Genomic DNA, 17071 nt, shown 5'->3' on the forward strand with positions numbered 1-17071 from the left:
GTTAATCTCTGTAGTCATCGCGCCGTGTCCCTGCGTCGCGCGAACGCTTGAAGTAGCTACGCCACCCGCTAAGCGGTGCCCCACGTGTCCGAAGGAGCCCGCCACATGTCCAGCAAATGGCTGATCGCACCACTGACACTCTTGTTGCTCGCCACTGCCTGGCTCGATTCTCGAGCGGGTGGCGAAGCGGTTTTCGCCGATCCGCAAGCCGCGCCCCATGTTCTGCAGCGACAGGCTGCCGATCTGCATTGATCCATTCCAGGAGGTTGCCATGAGCATCGTTCACCGTATGACCATTCGCGCTCGCCATGACCGCGCCGTCCGGTTGAGGCAGTGCCTGGCCCGGCTAGATCAGATCGGCCGGGACATTCCCGGCTGCCAGGGACTGCGGGTCCTGCCGCTGCGTGGCGACCCGCTGACCTGGGAGGTCGAAGGGCAGTGGCACTCGGCCGCAGCACGAGACGCCTTTCTCGGTAGCGAATGCCTGCGCCGGGTACTGGCGCAGGCCATAGAGGAGGGGCTTTTCACCCATCTCGAATGCGCGATGGAGCTGCAGCAACAAGTCGCCTGACTTGCCTTTGTGAATTTATCGCTATAGATTTTCATGAAATTAATTATTTTAAATTTCATGAGTCGTCTATGTTTCGCCACGCCCATGAGCACGTCGACAGTTACTACGCCCATAGCTGCAAGGACCGGCTGAGCCATCATCCGCGCCTGCAAGGTGAGGTGCAGTGCGATGTGCTGGTGGTCGGTGCGGGCTTCAGCGGCCTGCACACCGCGCTGCGCCTGGCCGAGGCGGGTCTGCAGGTCATCGTGCTGGAAGCCAGTCGCGTGGCCTGGGCGGCTTCGGGGCGCAATGGCGGCCAGGCGATCCTGGGCTGGTCGTGCGACATGCCGCCACTGGAAAAGGCCCTTGGCATCGAGGGTGCCCGGCGTCTGTGGGACGGCATGGCCTGGGCGGCGAACGAGCTGCGCGAGCTGCCGCAGCGCCATGCGTTCGACTGCGACTACCGTCGTGGCCATCTGTGGACGGCCGTGCTGCCCCGGCGCGTGGCACAGCTGCACGAATGGCAGGAAGAGGCCGCGAGCAAGTGGGGGCACCGCACCCTGCAGTTCGTCTCGCGTGAGCAGATGCCGGAGTGGGTGGCCAGCGAGCGTTACCGTGCCGGGCTCTACGACCCGCAGGCCGGGCACGTCAATCCGCTCAAGCTGGCGCTTGGCCTGGCCGAGGCATTCGTCGCGGCAGGCGGTCGCATCTTCGAGCAGAGCCGTGCGCTGAGCCAGGAAGCGCATGCTGCAGGCTACCGCGTGCGTACCGAGCAAGGCAGCGTGCAGGCCAGCAACCTGGTGCTGGCCTGCAACACCTACATCGACCATCTGGAGCCGCGCCTGGCGCGACGCATACTGCCCGTGGGCACCTACCAGATCGCTACCGAGCCGCTGGGGGCGGCGCGTGCCGAGGCGCTGCTGCCGCGCAATGCCTGCGTCACCGACAATCAGTTCGTCCTCGACTACTTCCGCCGCACGCCGGATCACCGGCTGCTGTTCGGCGGAGGCTGTACCTACCTGGGCGGCTTGCCGCAGGACATGGCGGCGGCGACCCGGCCCATTCTCGAGCGTGTCTTCCCGCAGCTGTCAGGCGTGGCCATCGACTTCGCCTGGGGCGGCCATATCGACGTGACCCGCGCGCGCACGCCGGACATCGGCGGGGAGAACGGGCGTTACTGGCTGCAGGGCTTCTCCGGGCATGGCGTGCTGCCGACCCTGGCGGCGGCACGGGTGGTGAGCGACGCCATCCTCGGCAACGAGGATGAGCTGGCGCTGTACCGGCAACTGCGTAATCCCGACTTTCCCTTTGGAGAACGCCTGGCTGCGCCGCTCGAGGCCATCGGCAAGGCCTGGTATCGACTGAGAGACAGCTTCTGAAATGGACAGCCCTGACATGGACAAGAACCTGGAGATGGCCGCGCTGGCGGTTCTCATTCACGACCTGCGCAAGCACAAGAAGGTCACCCTCAATGAACTGGCCGAGCGTATCGGGCGTTCCGTGGGCTTTCTTTCCCAGGTCGAGCGTGGCCTGTCGCGCCCGACGGTCGCAGACCTGACCTCGATCAGCGAAGCCCTCGATGTGCCGACGACCTATTTCTACAGCCTGCCCAAACCCAAGGCGCTGGACTGGGTCACCCGGCCGGACGAGCGTCGCACCCTGTACCTGGCGGGCGGCATCACCGACATCATGGCATCGCCGACCCTGCAGGGCGCCTTCATGGTCGTCGACAGCCTGCTCGAGCCCGGTGCCAGCAGTGGCGAGCGGCAGATGAGCGACCGCTCGGAGCAGGCCGGCTACGTGCTCGAGGGCCAGCTGACGCTGTGGCTGGGCGAGGACGAAGAGAGCGCCACCCTGTACCCGGGCGATGCCTTCCAGGTCCCGAGCTACGCGCGTTTGCGTTACGCCAACCAGGGCGATGCGCCTGCGCGCGTGCTGTGGATCTACACCTGAACCTTCCCGTTGACCGGAAATGACCATCATGAACGCCACCCGAGTCGAGCTGCTCGACGAAGTCCGCCAATTTCGCCAGGCCCACCCCGAGGTGCGCTTCGTCGACCTGATCTGCCTGGATATTCCCGGGCATTTCTACGGCAAGCGCTATCCCATCGAGATGCTGGAGAAGGTCGCCGCCGGCAGTGCCCTGAAGCTGCCGCAGAACTGCGTGCTGCTCGGCGCCCAGGGCGGGCTCCACGAGATCGGCGACTACTGCTTCCATGATGGTGACCCGGATGCGCCGCGTCGTCTGATTCCCGGCACGCTCAAGCCGGTGACCTGGGAGCGCCAGCCGCTGGGGCAGATGCTGATCAGCTCCGACGGCACCGACGCCCCCATCGAGTTCGAGCCGCGCGAGGTGCTGGCGCGGGTGGTGCAGCGCCTGGCGGCGCGTGGCATCCGTCCGGTGGTGGCGTTCGAGCTGGAGTTCTACCTGTTCGACAAGGCGCTCAAGGAAGGCCTGCCGCAATACCCGCGTGATGACCTCAGTGGCGACGCCGACGACCAGCCGAACATGCACATCGAGCGCCTGTCGCGCTTCGCCGAGGTGCTCGACGACATCAGCGAGACCGCGCGCCTGCAGGGCATCGACACCACGGTGATCACTGCCGAGATCGGTCCGGGGCAGTTCGAGATCAACTTCAGCCACAACGCCGACCCGATGCAGGCCGCCGACTGGTCCGCGCTGTTCTGCCGGGTCACGCGGGGCGTGGCCCTGCAGCACGGCCACCGCGCCAGCTTCATGGCCAAGCCCTACCTGCAGTACCCCGGCAGTGGCATGCATGTGCATGTCAGCCTGTATGACGAAGCGGGTGACAACCTGCTGGCGCGTGACGACCAGCGTCCGCTGCGCCATGCCGTGGCCGGCTGCCTGAGCCTGCTGCCGGAACTGATGCCGATCTACGCGCCGAACCACAACAGCTACCGCCGTTTCGGCGCTCAGGTGAACTCGGCGAGCCAGGCCAGCTGGGGTTTCGAGGACCGCGACGCCTGCGTGCGCATCCCCGAGTCGGACACCCGCAACCTGCGCCTGGAATTCCGTCTGCCCGGTGCCGACGCCAATCCCTATCTGGTCCTGGCGGCGTTGCTGACCAGTATCGAGCAGGGGCTCGACGCCAGGGTCGAGCCCATCGCACCGCTCAACGATGACCGCAGCAGCGGCGTCGATTTCCCCAAGGACATGCTCGACGCCGTGCGCCGCATGCAAGCCAGCGAGCGTGTCGCGGCGGGCCTCGGCAGCGAGTTCGTCATGGTCTATTGCGAGAACAAACGCCAGGATCACCTGGCCTTCATGCACGACATCAGCCCGCGTGAATACCGCTGGTACCTGTGATGTCCCGGATCGAAGGAGGCGACATGAACAACTCGAAAACCGCACACTGGCAGGCCCTGAGCCAGGCCCACCATCTGGCGCCGTTCAGTGACTACAAGCAGCTGGCCGAGAACGGCCCGCGCATCATCACCGAGGCCCGTGGCGTGCACCTGTGGGACAGCGAGGGGCACAAGATCCTCGATGGCATGGCCGGCCTGTGGTGCGTGGCCGTCGGCTATGGCCGCGAGGAGCTGGTCGAGGCTGCTGCCCGACAGATGCGTCAGCTGCCGTTCTACAACACCTTCTTCCAGACCGCCCACCCGCCGGTGCTGGAGCTGGCCCAGGCGATCGCCCAGCTGGCACCGGCCGGCATGAACCACGTGTTCTTCACCGGTTCCGGCTCCGAGGGCAACGACACCATGCTGCGCCTGGTGCGCCACTACTGGGCGTGCAAGGGCCAGCCGAACAAGAAGATCATCATCGGCCGCGAGAACGGCTACCACGGCTCCACCGTGGCCGGCGCCAGCCTCGGTGGCATGAAGTTCATGCACGAGCAGGGCGACCTGCCGATTCCCGGCATCGCCCACATCCCGCAGCCGTACTGGTTCGGTGAGGGTGGCGAGCAGTCGCCGGAAGCGTTCGGCATCTGGGCCGCCGACCAGCTGGAGAAGAAGATTCTCGAACTGGGCGAGGAGAACGTGGCGGCCTTCATCGCCGAGCCGATCCAGGGTGCCGGTGGGGTGATCGTGCCGCCGGACAGCTACTGGCCACGGATCAAGGAGATCCTGGCGAAGTACGACATCCTCTTCGTCGCCGATGAAGTGATCTGCGGCTTCGGCCGTACCGGCGAGTGGTTCGGCAGCCAGTACTACGGCCTGCAGCCCGACCTGATGACCATCGCCAAGGGGCTGACCAGCGGCTACGTGCCGATGGGTGGCCTGATCGTCAGCGACAAGGTGTTCGAGGTGATCGAGGCGCATGGCGATTTCAACCACGGCTTCACCTATTCCGGGCATCCGGTGGCGGCGGCGGTGGGCCTGGAGAACCTGCGCATCCTCAAGGAAGAAGGCATCGTCGAGCGGGTGAAGGCGGAAACGGCACCGTATTTGCAAAAGCGTCTGCGCGAGCTGGCGGATCACCCGCTGGTGGGCGAAGTGCGCGGTATCGGCATGCTCGGCGCCATCGAACTGGTGCAGGACAAGGCGACGCGCAAGCGTTTCTCCGCTGATGTGGGGGCGGGCATGGTCTGCCGCGGCCACTGCTTCAGCAACGGCCTGATCATGCGCGCCGTGGGCGACACCATGATCATCGCGCCACCACTGGTGATCAGCCAGGCGGAAGTGGACGAACTGGTGGAGAAGGCGCGCAAGTGCCTGGATCTGACCTGGGAGCAGGTGCGCAATCAGGCGTAAGCCCTGGCGTCCTGTTCACGGCAGTGCGGGCCGTGGCCGCCACCCGCTCGACAAAGCAAGACCCCGCGACCGGTGACGGTCGCGGGGTCTTTTTTTCATGCGCAGGCCGGGCAGAAGCAGGCGTTGTTTCAGAGGGCGTCCTGCAGGTGCTTGCGCAAGGCCACCAGATCATCGCGCAGGTCGCCCAGCTGGTCGATGTTGAGGCCGGAGGCCTTGAGGATGCACGCCGGCAAGGCCTTGGCCTGCTCGTGAAGGGCACGGCCCTTGTCGGTCAGGTACAGCTGCACGACACGCTCATCCTGGCTGCTGCGCTGGCGCTGCAGCAGGCCTTCGCTCTCCAGACGCTTGAGCAGCGGCGTCAGCGAGCCGGGATCGGTTAGCATGCGCGCGCTGATCTCGCTGACGGTAATGCCCTCGTTCTCCCACAGCACCAGCATTGCCAGATACTGCGGGTAGGTAAGACCGAGTGCCTGCAGCAATGGCTTGTAGGTCTTGGTCATCATCAGCGAGGTGGAATAGAGGGCGAAGCACAGCTGGTTGTCCAGCATCAGCTCGGCGCAGGGTTCCACTTGGGAGGTCATGGCGTTGGCCTGTGCAAGGGTGGTGGGCAGTGTCGGCGCAAGCGCTGCGGAGCGATCCGCAGCGCTGCAATCAGCCGCAGGAAACGCGGGTGATCACGCGTTGGTCATCGACGTTGAGGTTGAGACGCTGTCTATTGTATTCCAGGGTCACCACGCTGCCGGGTGTCAGTATGCGCGCGGTACTGGCGCCCGCCTGCTGGCGTGCCTGCTCCAGCAGCTCGGGGGTCGCGGTCTCGCCCTTCAGGTGCTCCACCGCCGAGGAGGTGCAGCCCTGGCTGGGGTCGGCAGGGGTGACTGCCGGTTGGGATTTTTCCGCGGTGCTGCTGCAGCCGGCTGCGAGCAGGGCAGTGGCGATGATCAGGCTGAAACGAGTCTTGAGGTTCAACGCGTTGGGCTCCTTTTCCATGGGGGTAGCGGTCATTGCGCGCCTTCTAGGCGCGCCAGACGTTCTTCCAGCGCAGCGATGCGCGCTTCCAGTTCGACCAGGCGATCTTCGTTAGGTGCCGCGGCCTCGCTGCGGCCACTCGGGCGGTTGGCCAGCAGGCTTTCGAGGTCCGCCGGTTCACCCAGCAGATGCATGTAGCGGTCCTCGCGCTGGCCCGCCTGGCGCGGCAGCAGCATGGCCAGGCCGCGACCGATCAGGCGTTCCAGCTGGTGCTGGATTTCGGCCACGTCATCGAAGTCGTACATGCGGTTGCTGCGGGTCAGCAGTTCGTTGAGCGTCTGCGGTCCGCGCAGCATGAGCAGGCCGAGCAGCACCGTCTGCGGCTTGACCAGTTCCAGTTGCTTGTCGCAGCGCTGTTCCCAGCGGTCCGCCCGGCTGCCCATCTGCAGATGCACCAGTTGCCGGCCTTCCAGGCTGCGCAGGTAGCGCCCGACTTCGCCGGATTCGAGGTTCATCAGCGGTTCACGGCTGGTCTTCTGGTTGCAGGCCAGTTGCACGGCATTGAGCGTCAGCGGATAGCTTTCCGGGGTGGTCAGCTGCTTCTCGATCAGGCAACCGAGGATGCGGACCTCGATCGCATGCAGGGGGCTTTCGCCAACCAGCGGGGAAGGGGTGTGGGACATGGTGCGGTCCTGGCAGGGATGTTCCGTCTAGGTTAACGGCATCCGTGCTCAGCCGACAGGCTTCAATGTGTGTTCGAGCATGTCCAGGCTGGCATCCAGCACCTGCTGGCGCGTGTCCTGACTGGCCAGCATGCGTGCCAGCAGCAGGCTGCCCAGGCATTGCGCGAGGATCGTCCAGGCCAGCTGACGGTCGCCGATGATCTCGGCCCAGGTTTCCTGCAGTTGCAGAATCTGCTGCTCGGTGCGCTGCCGGACGCGCTCGTCGGCACGCGCGATCTCGGCGCCCAGGCTCGGCAACACGCAGCCTTTGTCGGGCTGCTCGACATGCGCCAGGCTGAGGTAGGCCGCCAGGCAGCGCTGCAGCTTGTCATGCCCGGCAGCGCCCGGCTCGCCCCCCAGGCGCTGCAGGCTGATACGCAGCTCGCGCTCGATCAGCTCGGCGAACAGCTCGTCCTTGCTCGGGAAGTGGCTGTAGAACGCCGCGCCGGTCAGGCCTATGGTCTTCATCAGCGCATCCACGCCGGTCACGGCAAAGCCCTGCTGCTTGGCGATGGCGCCGCTGCTGGCGAGCAGACGTTCGCGGGTTTCGGCCTTGTGTTCGGCGGAATAACGCATGAGAGGCTCCGTGGATGAGGGTGGCTTGACCTGTCCGGGAGCATAGCATAACGTTCGTTCAGCTAACGATCGTTAGTTAAAAGGAGGAAGCCATGAACGAGAACAAGAAAGTCGCTTTGATCATCGGCGCCGGTGATGCCACCGGTGGCGCCATTGCCCGGCGTTTCGCCCGCGAAGGCTATGTGGCCTGCGTCACCCGGCGTAGCCTGGACAAGTTGCAGCCGTTGCTGGAGCAGATCCGTGACGAGGGCGGCGAAGCCCATGGCTTTGCTTCCGATGCGCGGCGTGAGGAGCAGGTGGCCGAACTGGTCGAGCGCATCGAGCGGGATATCGGCCCTATCGAGGTGATGGTTTTCAACATCGGCGCCAACGTGCCCTGCAGCATCCTCGATGAAACCGCGCGCAAGTATTTCAAGATCTGGGAAATGGCCTGCTTCGCTGGCTTCCTCACCAGCCAGGCGGTGGCCAGGCGCATGGTCGGGCGTGGTCGCGGCACCATCCTCTTCACCGGGGCGACCGCAGGCCTGCGTGGCGCCGCCGGTTTCGCCGCCTTCGCCGGGGCCAAGCACGGCATTCGCGCCCTGGCGCAGAGCATGGCGCGCGAGCTGGGGCCGTTGAACGTCCACGTGGCCCATGTGGTGGTGGACGGGGCGATCGACACGGCCTTCATTCGTGACAGCTTCCCCGAGCTGTATGCCAGGAAGGATCAGGATGGCATCCTCGACCCCGCGCACATCGCCGACAGCTACTGGTTCCTGCACGCCCAGCCTCGCGATGCCTGGACGTTCGAGCTGGACCTGCGGCCGTGGATGGAGCGCTGGTAACCTGTGCAAGCCGATAACCACAACAACGAGCGAGTGAAGCTGATGAGCAAGACGGTGGAGTTCTTCTTCGACCTGGGCAGCCCGGCCTCCTACCTGGCCCATACCCAGCTACCGGCGCTGTGCCGCGACTGTGGCGCTGCGCTGGTCTATCGGCCGATGCTGCTGGGCGGCGTCTTCCAGGCGACCGGCAACGCCTCGCCGGCGATGATTCCGGCCAAGGGGCGCTACATGATTCGCGACCTGGCGCGTTACGCCGAGCGCTACGGCGTGCCGATGCGTTTCAATCCGCATTTCCCGATCAACACCCTGACCCTCATGCGCCTGCTGGTGGCGGTGCAGCTGCACCAGCCCGAGCGCCTCGACGACGCGCTGCAGGCGTTGTTCCAGGCGACCTGGGTGGATGGCGTGAACATGGGCGACCCAGCCAGGGTCGCGGAAGTGCTGGCGGCGGCCGGCCTCGACGCTGCGGCGTTGCAGCAGCAGATCGGCGAGCCCGCAGTGAAGGAAGCGCTGAAGGCGACCACCGAGGAAGCGGTCAGGCGTGGCGTGTTCGGTGCGCCGACCTGCTTCGTCGGAGACGACATGTACTTCGGCCAGGACCGCCTGGACTTCGTGCGTGAGGCATTGAGTCGCTGAGGCCTGGCACAATGGGCGGATTGTTTTTCGACGACCCGAGCGAACGATGAACCCCGAAGCGCTGAAACTCCTGGTGACCCGCCGCATGCCGTACGGCAAGTACAAGGACCGGCTGATCGCCGACCTGCCCGGGCACTACCTCAACTGGTTCGCCCGCGAGGGTTTTCCCAAGGGCGAGCTGGGCCAGCTGCTGGCACTGATGCAGGAGATCGATCACAACGGCCTCAAGCCGTTGCTCGATCCGCTGCGCGACCGCAGCTAGCTCAGGCCCGCAGCGGGAGCGCCAGGAGACGCTGCGCGGCTGGCGGGCGCCCCGCTCGTGCACGCAGGGCGCGGTCAGTGCCAGTTGCGACCGTGGTCCAGTTTCTGGTCCACCAGCCATCTGCCGTGCGCGATGGAGGCGTGCTGAGCCTTGTCCAGGTCATCCATGAAGGCGTAGTCCACCGGCAGCGTCTGGCGCTTGCTGGTGTGGCCGGCAGGATCGGTGATCTGGCAACCGCCGGCCCAGGGCGTGGGCAAGCCGGGGTGCTCCATGACACTGGCGCGGATGGTGTGGTCGCGGTGGGTGCAGGTGAGTACGCTCATGAGGCCACCTTCTGGATCAAGGTGCCGCCCTCGGTGTCGACGCCGCACCGAGGTTCCAGCCGGGGCCGGTGGCGGCGCCGCGTGGATGAGGGTGCGTCTATTGCCATACCTTAGCGCAGCTGCGGACGCCCCGGGCACTACCCGACAAACGCACAGGGCCGGCAGTGCGCCGGCCCTGTGTTCGCATGCAGCCTGCTATTCGGTCGCTTCGCTGGCCTTGCCGGCATTGCGCGGCCTCGGGGCGAAGCGTGCGGCCAGGCGCATCGACAGGGTGACCAGGCGCTGATACAGCGCCGGCATGCTGCGCTGCATCCAGTCCAGCACATGGGCGTCGGCACCGATGAGGATGCGCCGCTTGTTGGCCAGCACGCCGTTGACGATGACCTTGGCCGCCTGCTCCGGCGTGGTGCGCAGCAACTGGTCGTTGAACTGCTGGCGTGCCTGCTCGGCGGCCTGGCCGGTGACCTTGGCCAGGCTGTCGTTCATGCGGGCGGTCTTGGCGATGTTGGTGCGGATGCCGCCGGGGTGGACGCAGCTGGCGGAAACCCCGCAGTTGGCCATGTCCAGCTCCTGGCGCAGCGACTCGGTGAAGCCGCGCACGGCGAACTTGCTGGCGTTGTAGGCGCTCATGCCGGGCTGCGAGAACAGCCCGAAGACGCTGGAAACGTTGATCACATGGCCCTGGCCGGCATTCTTGAGATAGGGCAGGAAGGCCTTGGTGCCGTTGACCACGCCCCAGAAGTTGATGTTCATGATCCACTCGTAGTCGGCGTGGTCGTTGCCTTCCACCGTGCCACCCTGAGCGACGCCGGCATTGTTGAAGATGGCATTGACCCGGCCGAACTCGACGACGACCTGCTCCGCCCAGGCTTCGACGGCGGCGCGGTCGGCAACGTCGACGCGCTGCTCGCTGACGGTGACGCCCAGCTTGCGCGCCTGCTCGGCGGTTTCCCTGAGGCCCTCGACGTTGACGTCGGAGAGCGCCAGGTGGCAGCCCTGGCGAGCCAGGTGCCAGGCGAGGGCGCGGCCGATGCCGGAGCCGGCGCCGGTGATGGCGGCTACCTTGTTTTCGAAGGATTTCATGCGCTGGCCTCCTGGGCATCGAAGGTGATGGCGTTGCTTTGCGCCGGGTGGGCGGCCTGCTTGCGGCTGAAGTGGTAGGCATGCGGGTCGAAGTGGCGGGTCAGCATGCGATAGCGCCAGGTGAAGCCGGGCCATACCGTGCAGTTGCGTCCGCTGACCGGATGCAGGTACCAGCTCATGCAGCCGCCGGCGTTCCACACCGTGGCGCCGAGGGTGCCCTGGATCTTCCTGTTGAAGGCATCCTGCGCTTCGCGCTTGGGCTCCAGGCTCTGCAGGCGCCCGTCGTCGATCTGGCGCAGCGCACCGAGCACGTAGGTGATCTGCGACTCGATCATGTAGACCATGGAGTTGTGGCCCAGGCCGGTGTTCGGTCCCATCAGGAAGAACAGGTTGGGGAAGCCGGCGGTCATGGTGCCCTTGTAGGCTTCCGGGCCTTCCGGCCAGGTGTCGAGCAGGTCGACGCCGCCACGGCCGAACACCGTGCCGCGTGGCAACGGATCGCTGGGGGTGAAGCCGGTGCCGAAGATGATCGCGTCGACGGCGCGTTCCTGGCCGTCGCTGGTGCGCACGCCATGTGGCAGGATTTCGGCGATGCCATCGGTGATCACGTCGACATTGGCCTGGGTCAGCGCCGGGTAGTAGTCATTGGAGATCAGTACCCGCTTGCAGCCCATGGTGTAGTCCGGGGTGACCTTGGCGCGCAGCACCGGGTCCTTGATCTGCTTCTTGATGTACAGCTTGGCGATTCCCTGGGCCATGCGCAGCAGGCGCGGGGCGAAGGCGAAGGCGATCACCCGGCTCTCGAGGATACTGTAGAGGGCGCCGCGCCAGAGTTTCTGCGCCAGCGGGAAGCGCTTGAAGCGGCTGCGCTCGTTGTCGCGGATGGCGCGATCCGGCTTGGGCATGATCCACGGAGCGGTGCGCTGGTAGAGGTCGAGGTGCTCGACCTGCTTCTGGATCTGCGGCACGAACTGGATGGCCGAGGCACCGGTGCCGATCACCGCCACGCGTTTGCCGGAGAGGTCGTAGTCGTGGTTCCACTGCTGCGAGTGGAACACCTCGCCACTGAAGTTCTCCAGGCCCTTGAGCGCGGGAATCGATGGCGTGGACAAGGCGCCCATCCCCGACACCACGAACTGCGCGCTGTAGCGGTTGCCTGCGCGATCCTGCAGGTGCCACAGCTCGGCCTGCTCGTCCCAGCGGATCTCCACCACCTCGGTGCCGAGCCGGGTCTTGTCCTGCAGGCGATATTTCTCCCAGCAGCCTTCCAGGTAGGCCCTGATTTCCGGCTGTTTGGCGAACATGCGCGTCCAGTTCGGATTCGGTTCGAAGGAGAAGGAGTACAGGTGCGATTGCACGTCGCAGCCACAGCCTGGGTAATTGTTCACGCGCCAGGTGCCGCCGACGCCGGCCTCCTTTTCGAACAGCAGGAAGTCCTGCTCGCCCTGTTGCCTGAGGCGGATGGCCATGCCGAGGCCGGAAAAGCCGCTGCCGAGGATGGCGATCTTGCAATGGCGGGCAGCGGTAGGGGGTGACACGGGCGCATTCATGGCCGGACTCCTGCTTGTCGTTCTTGTTGGTGTCTACATCTGTATACCAAGGTAGACATGTGTATACTCGGCGGCAAGGCATCGGGCCAGCAAGCCAACTTTAGATAGGGGAAGGGATGCACGACGACGAAGCGCAGGTGCGTGACAAGGCCAGCGAGGCGCCCGGCAAGCGCCTGCTGATGGAGGCGGCGTTACGCCTCACCTCAACCAGCCGCAGCCTCAGCAGCCTGGGGCTGCGCGAACTGGCCCGCGAGGCGGGCCTCAACCCCAATACCTTCTACCGGCACTTTCGTGATGTCGACGATCTCGGCCTGAGCGTGATCGGCGAGATCACCCGCTTGTTGCGCCAGCCGTTGCGCGACCTGCGCCGCGAGGCGGCACAGCGCGCGGTCAAGGAGCAGGGGCCGGCACTGCCCAGGCTGCTGGGGATCGACCTGGGGCGTGGGCGGCGCGTCTGTCACGAGACGGTGCAGCTGTTCTTCGACTTCGTTGCCGCGCACCCGGAGGCCTTCATCATCGGTGTCCGCGAGCTGCATGGCGCCTCACCGGTGCTGCGCGAGGCTCTGCGCCAGGTGATGGATGATTTCGCCGACGACATGGCCGCCGACATCGTCGAGTTCAAGCTGCTGCCGGGGATCGTCAGTGCGGCGGCCGTGCGCCAGGTCTCGGGGCTGATCAGTCGCAGTCTGTTCGAGCAGTCGCTGGACTACATCGGCCAGCCGCATCGGCGCGAGGCGATCTGTGCATTGGCCGAGGAGCAGATTGTCATGCTGTTCACCGGCGCCAGCGTGCTGCAGAGCATGGGGCAGCTGCGGCTGGGCTGAGGGACGCCGGCGGCGGTGGGATATGCAGGGCATGGAGGGCTTTTGCAGGAGCGGCTTCAGCCGCGATGCCTTTCGCGGCTGCACACTTGCATGAAAAAGGGCGGCCTGGGCCGCCCTGCAGGGGTCTCAGCTGTTGAAGCCGAGGCGCTCGCGCCAGCGGTTCTCCAGCTTCTCGGTATCGTGATCCTTCGGATGGAAGCCGGGGCGGTAGTAGTCCAGGTAAGGGCCGATCAGCTTGGTGAAGAAGCCGTTGCGCGGGCCGAACAGCTTCTTCAGGCCGAAGCCCCAGCTGCGCCAGTTGAACAGCTGACCATCCTTGCGCAGCAGGTGGATCTGGAACCAGCCGATCACGCCGAAGAAGATCACGGTGGTCAGCAGCATCACCAGGGTCCGGGTGAAGTAGCCGCCGTAGACCTTCTGGTAGACGTCGTAGCAGACCGCCTTGTGCTCGTTCTCCTCGATCGCGTGCCACATCCACAGCTGATAGAGCTTGGGGTCGTTCATCTGCGTGGTGAGGTCTTCGCGCTTGAGCAGTTGCTCGGCCATGGTCGCGGTGAAGTGTTCCAGGGCGCAGGTGGCGGCCAGACGATGCTTCTTGGTGCTGAAGCGGGTGACCCATTCCAGCAGCACCTTGATGCGCAGCTCCAGGCGCTCCAGATCGATATCGTGGGCATTGGCGTAGTCGTTGTACGCCGCGTGCTCCTTGGAGTGCATGGCCTCCTGGCCGATGAAGGCACTGATGTCCTTCTTCAGCTGCGGCTCGCTGACCTGGTCGCGGACCGCCCGTACGCTGTCGACGAAGAACTTCTCGCCGTAGGGAAAAAGCGACGACAGGTTGTTCATGAACTGACTCATGAAAGGGTCGTCGTAGAACCAGTATTTCGGTGTCTCGCTGAAGCTGAAATCCATGCGGCGAACCGGGAAGCTGGATTTCGCTTGGGGCAGGGTGGCGCTGGCGCTCATCGTTCGTGTCCTCTTAAGGGGAGTTGGCGCTCCCGGTTATCGTGCGGCTCCGGGTGACAGCATTCGGGTCGAGGTGCCGGGACCTCGACAGGCCAACTGTGTCATTGAACGATGTAACTATCGGGTGTGGCGGCGCCTGGCGCCGCCAACTTAAGGCGGGTGTGCTGCCTGGCTGTCTGGGGAGGGGCGCGACCCGACGCGAGACGCCGGGCGCGCGGTAGCGCAAATCAGGGCGTGTTGCGGCGCAGTTCGGCCACTTCACTGCGCAGGGCGCGCAGTTCGTCGAGAATGGCCTGTTCACGTGCGGCGGCGGCCAGCTCCTCGGCGCTCGGCTCGTGCGTGCTCTGCATGGCGTTGACGATCACCGCGATGAACAGGTTGAGCATCATGAAGGTGGCGACGAGGATGTAGGGCACGAAGAACAGCCAGGCCAGCGGGTGCTGTTCCATGATCGGGCGCACGATGCCCATCGACCAGCTTTCCAGGGTCATCACCTGGAACAGGGTGTACAGGCTGGCGCCGATGTTACCGAACCACTCAGGGAAGCTCGCGCCGAACAGCTGCGTGGCCATCACCGCCGCGACGTAGAACACCAGCCCCATCAGCATGACGATGCTGCCCATGCCGGGCAGCGAGGCGAGCAGGGCCTGTACCACCTTGCGCATGCTCGGGTTGATCGAGACCAGACGCAGCACCCGCAGCACGCGCAGGGCGCGCAATACGGCGAAGGGGCCGCTGGCGGGCACCAGGGCGATGGCCACCACCACGCAGTCGAATACCGCCCAGGGATTGCGCAGCAGGGCGACGCCGTGCGCCGCGAAGCGCAGCGCCAGCTCGATCACGAAGCAGGCGAGGATCAGGCTGTCGAGGATCAGCAGTGGCTTGCCCCAGTCCGCCATGAGCGACGGCGAGGTCTGCAGACCGAGAATGGCGGCGTTGATGATGATCAGCAGGGTGACCACGCGTTGCGTGGTCAGGCTGTCCATCCGGGCACCCAGGCGCTTGCGCCAGTCGGGTGATTGGTCGAGTTCGAATGCTTGCATGGTCATTTCAGCGAGAAGGGTCGATGGGTACCCGAGCGTGACCCGCCGCGAGAGGGCGGGTCCGGAGGCTCAATGGTCGTCGAGAGCGAAGGCGGTCAGGGTGAAGGTGGCGATGCCGGCATCCTGGAGTTTCTGCGAACCGCCCAGCTCGGGCAGATCGATGATGGCGGCGGCCTCGAACACATCGGCGCCCATGCGTCGCACCAGGTTGGCGGCGGCGATCAGGGTGCCGCCGGTGGCGATCAGGTCATCGAAGACCAGCACCGAATCGCCCTCGCAGAGGCTGTCGGCATGCACTTCGAGGAAGGCTTCGCCGTACTCGGTCTGGTAGCCCTCGCTGAGGACATCCGCCGGCAGCTTGCCCTGTTTGCGGAACAGCACCAGCGGCTTGTTCAGCTCGTAGGCGATGATCGAGCCGATCAGGAAGCCACGTGCATCCATGGCGCCGATATGGCTGAACTCGGCTTCGACGTAACGCTGGATGAAACTGTCGGCCACCAGACGCAGCGCGCGTGGCGACTGGAACAGCGGAGTGATGTCGCGGAAGATCACGCCCGGCTTGGGAAAGTCCGGTACCGGGCGGATCAGGGTCTTGATGCTGAATTCGTCGAAAATCATCGTGGGGTCCTGAATGCGTTGAGCCCGCGAGAATCGTGCGAACTCAAACGTCTAGATTGCCGCCGGCCAGGGCGCACAGCTCGATCGGATCGAGAATGTGCACTTCCTTGCCCTCGGCTTCGAGCAGCTTGTTCTGCTGAAAGCGGGTAAATACGCGAGACACCGTCTCGACCGCAAGGCCCAAATAGTTACCAATTTCGTTGCGCGACATGGCCAGGCGAAACTGGTTGGCCGAGAAACCGCGTGCGCGGAAACGGGCCGAGAGGTTGACCAGGAACGTCGCGATGCGTTCGTCGGCGGTCTTCTTCGAGAGCAGCAGCATCATCTGCTGATCGTCACGAATCTCGCGGCTCATGATGCGCATCAGCTGGCGGCGCAGTTGCGGCAGTTGCAGGGCCAGGTCGTCCAGGCGCTCGAAGGGAATCTCGCACACGGAGGTGGTTTCCAGGGCCTGGGCGGAGACCGGGTAGCGCTCGCCATCGACGCCGGACAGGCCGACCAGTTCACTGGGCAGGTGGAAGCCGGTGATCTGCTCCTCGCCGCCATCGCTCAGGCCGAAGGTCTTCAGGGCGCCGGAACGTACCGCGAAAACGGAGCCGAAGGCATCGCCCTGGCGGAACAGGAACTCGCCTTTCTTCAGCGGACGGCCACGCTTGACGATGTCGTCCAGCGCGTCCATGTCCTCCATGTTCAGCGAAATGGGCAGGCACAGGGCAGCCAGGCTGCAATCCTTGCAATGGGCTTGATGTTGCGTACGCAACTTGATGCTCTCGGACATCGTTGGGCTTCCCGATATACACGCAATGATCGTAAGGGTACCGCAGCGGGGCAGGCAGGGGCTAGCCATCTGAGGCCTGACCGGATGCTCAAGTTTGCCCTGCGGCGGCCGATGCAGACTGTAGCACTATCGTCCAAGGCAGGGAGCAGCGTGATGCGTATCGATATCGGCGGCCCGCTGGGCAATCTCGTCCAGGGTGTTCAGCGACAAAATACCGCAGTGGAACGGAGCCCGGAGGAGGTGCGCGAAGGGCTTCGCGTGAGCCTTTCCAACCTGGGCAAGAGCATGTCGGCGAGCGCCGAGAAGAACAAGGACATCGACGACAGCGACCTGCCCAGGGCGATCAAGGACCTGCTGAAGATGATCCGTGAGCTGCGCGCGCAGATCGCCGAGAAACAGGCGCAGATCGAGGCGCTGATGAGCGATCAGAGCCTCGATCCGGAGGCGAAGCGCCAGCAACTGGAAGGGTTGCAAAGCGAGCTGGCGTCACTCAACGGCGCCCTGACCTCGGCCAATGCCAATCTGATCAAGCTGATCCGTGAGAGCAACCTCACCGAGCAGCAGATGCAGACGGTGGCGAGCCTGTCCGTGGCCTGACTCGCCTGCCAGCGCTCAGGCAGCGCTGGCGCTCGGC

The 17071-nt window shown here is 65.2% G+C and carries 22 protein-coding genes; 11 read left to right on the forward strand and 11 right to left on the reverse strand.

Features of this window, described 5'->3' with window-relative positions; translation table 11 throughout:
• Positions 1 to 105: 105 nt before the first annotated feature.
• The 6 genes from JLK41_RS10555 to JLK41_RS10580 all read left to right on the forward strand — a co-directional run bounded on the left by JLK41_RS10555 (position 106) and on the right by JLK41_RS10580 (position 5269).
• A complete protein-coding gene (locus JLK41_RS10555; RefSeq protein WP_167494402.1) occupies positions 106 to 252 on the forward strand; it encodes a hypothetical protein in 147 nt (48 codons plus the stop codon).
• Positions 253 to 271: 19 nt separating this feature from the next.
• Entirely contained in the window at positions 272 to 571 is a 300-nt protein-coding gene (locus JLK41_RS10560) for an antibiotic biosynthesis monooxygenase (RefSeq protein WP_134678271.1), read from the forward strand.
• A 68-nt stretch (positions 572 to 639) separates the two neighbouring features.
• Entirely contained in the window at positions 640 to 1929 is a 1290-nt protein-coding gene (locus JLK41_RS10565; RefSeq protein ID WP_210390977.1) for an NAD(P)/FAD-dependent oxidoreductase, read from the forward strand.
• Between the two features lie 16 nt (positions 1930 to 1945).
• The gene (locus tag JLK41_RS10570) at positions 1946 to 2503 is read left to right on the forward strand and encodes a helix-turn-helix domain-containing protein (RefSeq protein ID WP_210390978.1); all 558 of its coding nucleotides are present in this window, start codon (positions 1946 to 1948) and stop codon (positions 2501 to 2503) included.
• Between the two features lie 28 nt (positions 2504 to 2531).
• Positions 2532 to 3878 carry a glutamine synthetase family protein gene (locus JLK41_RS10575; RefSeq protein WP_037054446.1) on the forward strand — a complete coding sequence of 449 codons (1347 nt, stop codon included), beginning with the start codon at positions 2532 to 2534 and terminating at the stop codon, positions 3876 to 3878.
• Positions 3879 to 3901: 23 nt separating this feature from the next.
• Positions 3902 to 5269 carry an aspartate aminotransferase family protein gene (locus tag JLK41_RS10580; protein WP_210390979.1) on the forward strand — a complete coding sequence of 456 codons (1368 nt, stop codon included), beginning with the start codon at positions 3902 to 3904 and terminating at the stop codon, positions 5267 to 5269.
• A 128-nt stretch (positions 5270 to 5397) separates the two neighbouring features.
• Here JLK41_RS10580 and JLK41_RS10585 read toward each other — a convergent pair whose 3' ends face one another.
• From JLK41_RS10585 to JLK41_RS10600, 4 genes are all read right to left on the reverse strand, one after another.
• Positions 5398 to 5850 (reverse strand): MarR family winged helix-turn-helix transcriptional regulator, encoded by a 453-nt coding sequence (locus JLK41_RS10585; protein ID WP_037057064.1) that lies wholly within the window; start codon positions 5848 to 5850, stop codon positions 5398 to 5400.
• A gap of 70 nt (positions 5851 to 5920) precedes the next feature.
• The gene (locus tag JLK41_RS10590) at positions 5921 to 6235 is read right to left on the reverse strand and encodes an I78 family peptidase inhibitor (RefSeq protein ID WP_210391213.1); all 315 of its coding nucleotides are present in this window, start codon (positions 6233 to 6235) and stop codon (positions 5921 to 5923) included.
• Between the two features lie 32 nt (positions 6236 to 6267).
• Positions 6268 to 6918 (reverse strand): YceH family protein, encoded by a 651-nt coding sequence (locus JLK41_RS10595; protein WP_210390980.1) that lies wholly within the window; start codon positions 6916 to 6918, stop codon positions 6268 to 6270.
• A 48-nt stretch (positions 6919 to 6966) separates the two neighbouring features.
• Positions 6967 to 7533, reverse strand: coding sequence for a TetR/AcrR family transcriptional regulator (locus JLK41_RS10600; protein WP_134675991.1), 567 nt, complete (start codon positions 7531 to 7533; stop codon positions 6967 to 6969).
• Positions 7534 to 7625: 92 nt separating this feature from the next.
• Between JLK41_RS10600 and JLK41_RS10605 the strand changes: the two genes are divergently transcribed.
• From JLK41_RS10605 to JLK41_RS10615, 3 genes are read left to right on the forward strand one after another with little or no spacing between them, the layout of a single operon-like run.
• Positions 7626 to 8357 (forward strand): SDR family oxidoreductase, encoded by a 732-nt coding sequence (locus tag JLK41_RS10605; protein ID WP_210390981.1) that lies wholly within the window; start codon positions 7626 to 7628, stop codon positions 8355 to 8357.
• Positions 8358 to 8399: 42 nt separating this feature from the next.
• On the forward strand, positions 8400 to 8993 hold the full coding sequence (locus JLK41_RS10610; protein WP_210391214.1) for a 2-hydroxychromene-2-carboxylate isomerase: 594 nt from the start codon (positions 8400 to 8402) through the stop codon (positions 8991 to 8993).
• 46 nt (positions 8994 to 9039) lie between these two features.
• Complete coding sequence (locus tag JLK41_RS10615) at positions 9040 to 9255, forward strand: DUF3820 family protein (protein ID WP_047587460.1); 216 nt, start codon at positions 9040 to 9042, stop codon at positions 9253 to 9255.
• A gap of 74 nt (positions 9256 to 9329) precedes the next feature.
• Here JLK41_RS10615 and JLK41_RS10620 read toward each other — a convergent pair whose 3' ends face one another.
• The 3 genes from JLK41_RS10620 to JLK41_RS10630 all read right to left on the reverse strand — a co-directional run bounded on the left by JLK41_RS10620 (position 9330) and on the right by JLK41_RS10630 (position 12211).
• Positions 9330 to 9578 (reverse strand): hypothetical protein, encoded by a 249-nt coding sequence (locus tag JLK41_RS10620; protein ID WP_134675989.1) that lies wholly within the window; start codon positions 9576 to 9578, stop codon positions 9330 to 9332.
• Positions 9579 to 9773: 195 nt separating this feature from the next.
• Positions 9774 to 10661 (reverse strand): SDR family NAD(P)-dependent oxidoreductase, encoded by an 888-nt coding sequence (locus tag JLK41_RS10625; protein WP_175254517.1) that lies wholly within the window; start codon positions 10659 to 10661, stop codon positions 9774 to 9776.
• A complete protein-coding gene (locus tag JLK41_RS10630; protein WP_210390982.1) occupies positions 10658 to 12211 on the reverse strand; it encodes a flavin-containing monooxygenase in 1554 nt (517 codons plus the stop codon). Before JLK41_RS10630 ends, JLK41_RS10625 begins: the two co-directional genes overlap by 4 nt.
• A 116-nt stretch (positions 12212 to 12327) precedes the next feature.
• Here JLK41_RS10630 and JLK41_RS10635 point away from each other — a divergent pair, with 116 nt between their 5' ends.
• Positions 12328 to 13035: a TetR family transcriptional regulator gene (locus tag JLK41_RS10635; RefSeq protein WP_175254518.1), complete on the forward strand. Its 708-nt coding sequence runs from the start codon at positions 12328 to 12330 to the stop codon at positions 13033 to 13035.
• A 126-nt stretch (positions 13036 to 13161) separates the two neighbouring features.
• Here the strand turns inward: JLK41_RS10635 and JLK41_RS10640 are convergent, their stop codons facing one another.
• From JLK41_RS10640 to fnr, 4 genes are all read right to left on the reverse strand, one after another.
• Positions 13162 to 13998: a metal-dependent hydrolase gene (locus tag JLK41_RS10640; RefSeq protein ID WP_037057053.1), complete on the reverse strand. Its 837-nt coding sequence runs from the start codon at positions 13996 to 13998 to the stop codon at positions 13162 to 13164.
• A 227-nt stretch (positions 13999 to 14225) separates the two neighbouring features.
• Positions 14226 to 15041 carry an ion transporter gene (locus JLK41_RS10645; protein ID WP_037057066.1) on the reverse strand — a complete coding sequence of 272 codons (816 nt, stop codon included), beginning with the start codon at positions 15039 to 15041 and terminating at the stop codon, positions 14226 to 14228.
• 69 nt (positions 15042 to 15110) lie between these two features.
• Positions 15111 to 15659: an adenine phosphoribosyltransferase gene (locus JLK41_RS10650; RefSeq protein ID WP_037057052.1), complete on the reverse strand. Its 549-nt coding sequence runs from the start codon at positions 15657 to 15659 to the stop codon at positions 15111 to 15113.
• Between the two features lie 43 nt (positions 15660 to 15702).
• Positions 15703 to 16437: a fumarate/nitrate reduction transcriptional regulator Fnr gene (fnr, locus tag JLK41_RS10655; protein WP_037057050.1), complete on the reverse strand. Its 735-nt coding sequence runs from the start codon at positions 16435 to 16437 to the stop codon at positions 15703 to 15705.
• 153 nt (positions 16438 to 16590) lie between these two features.
• Here fnr and JLK41_RS10660 point away from each other — a divergent pair, with 153 nt between their 5' ends.
• A complete protein-coding gene (locus JLK41_RS10660) occupies positions 16591 to 17034 on the forward strand; it encodes a DUF1931 family protein (RefSeq protein WP_037057048.1) in 444 nt (147 codons plus the stop codon).
• The last annotated feature ends 37 nt before the right edge of the window (positions 17035 to 17071 follow it).

This window comes from Ectopseudomonas khazarica (assembly GCF_017915135.1).
In the GTDB taxonomy this organism is placed as follows: Bacteria; Pseudomonadota; Gammaproteobacteria; order Pseudomonadales; family Pseudomonadaceae; genus Aquipseudomonas; species Aquipseudomonas khazarica.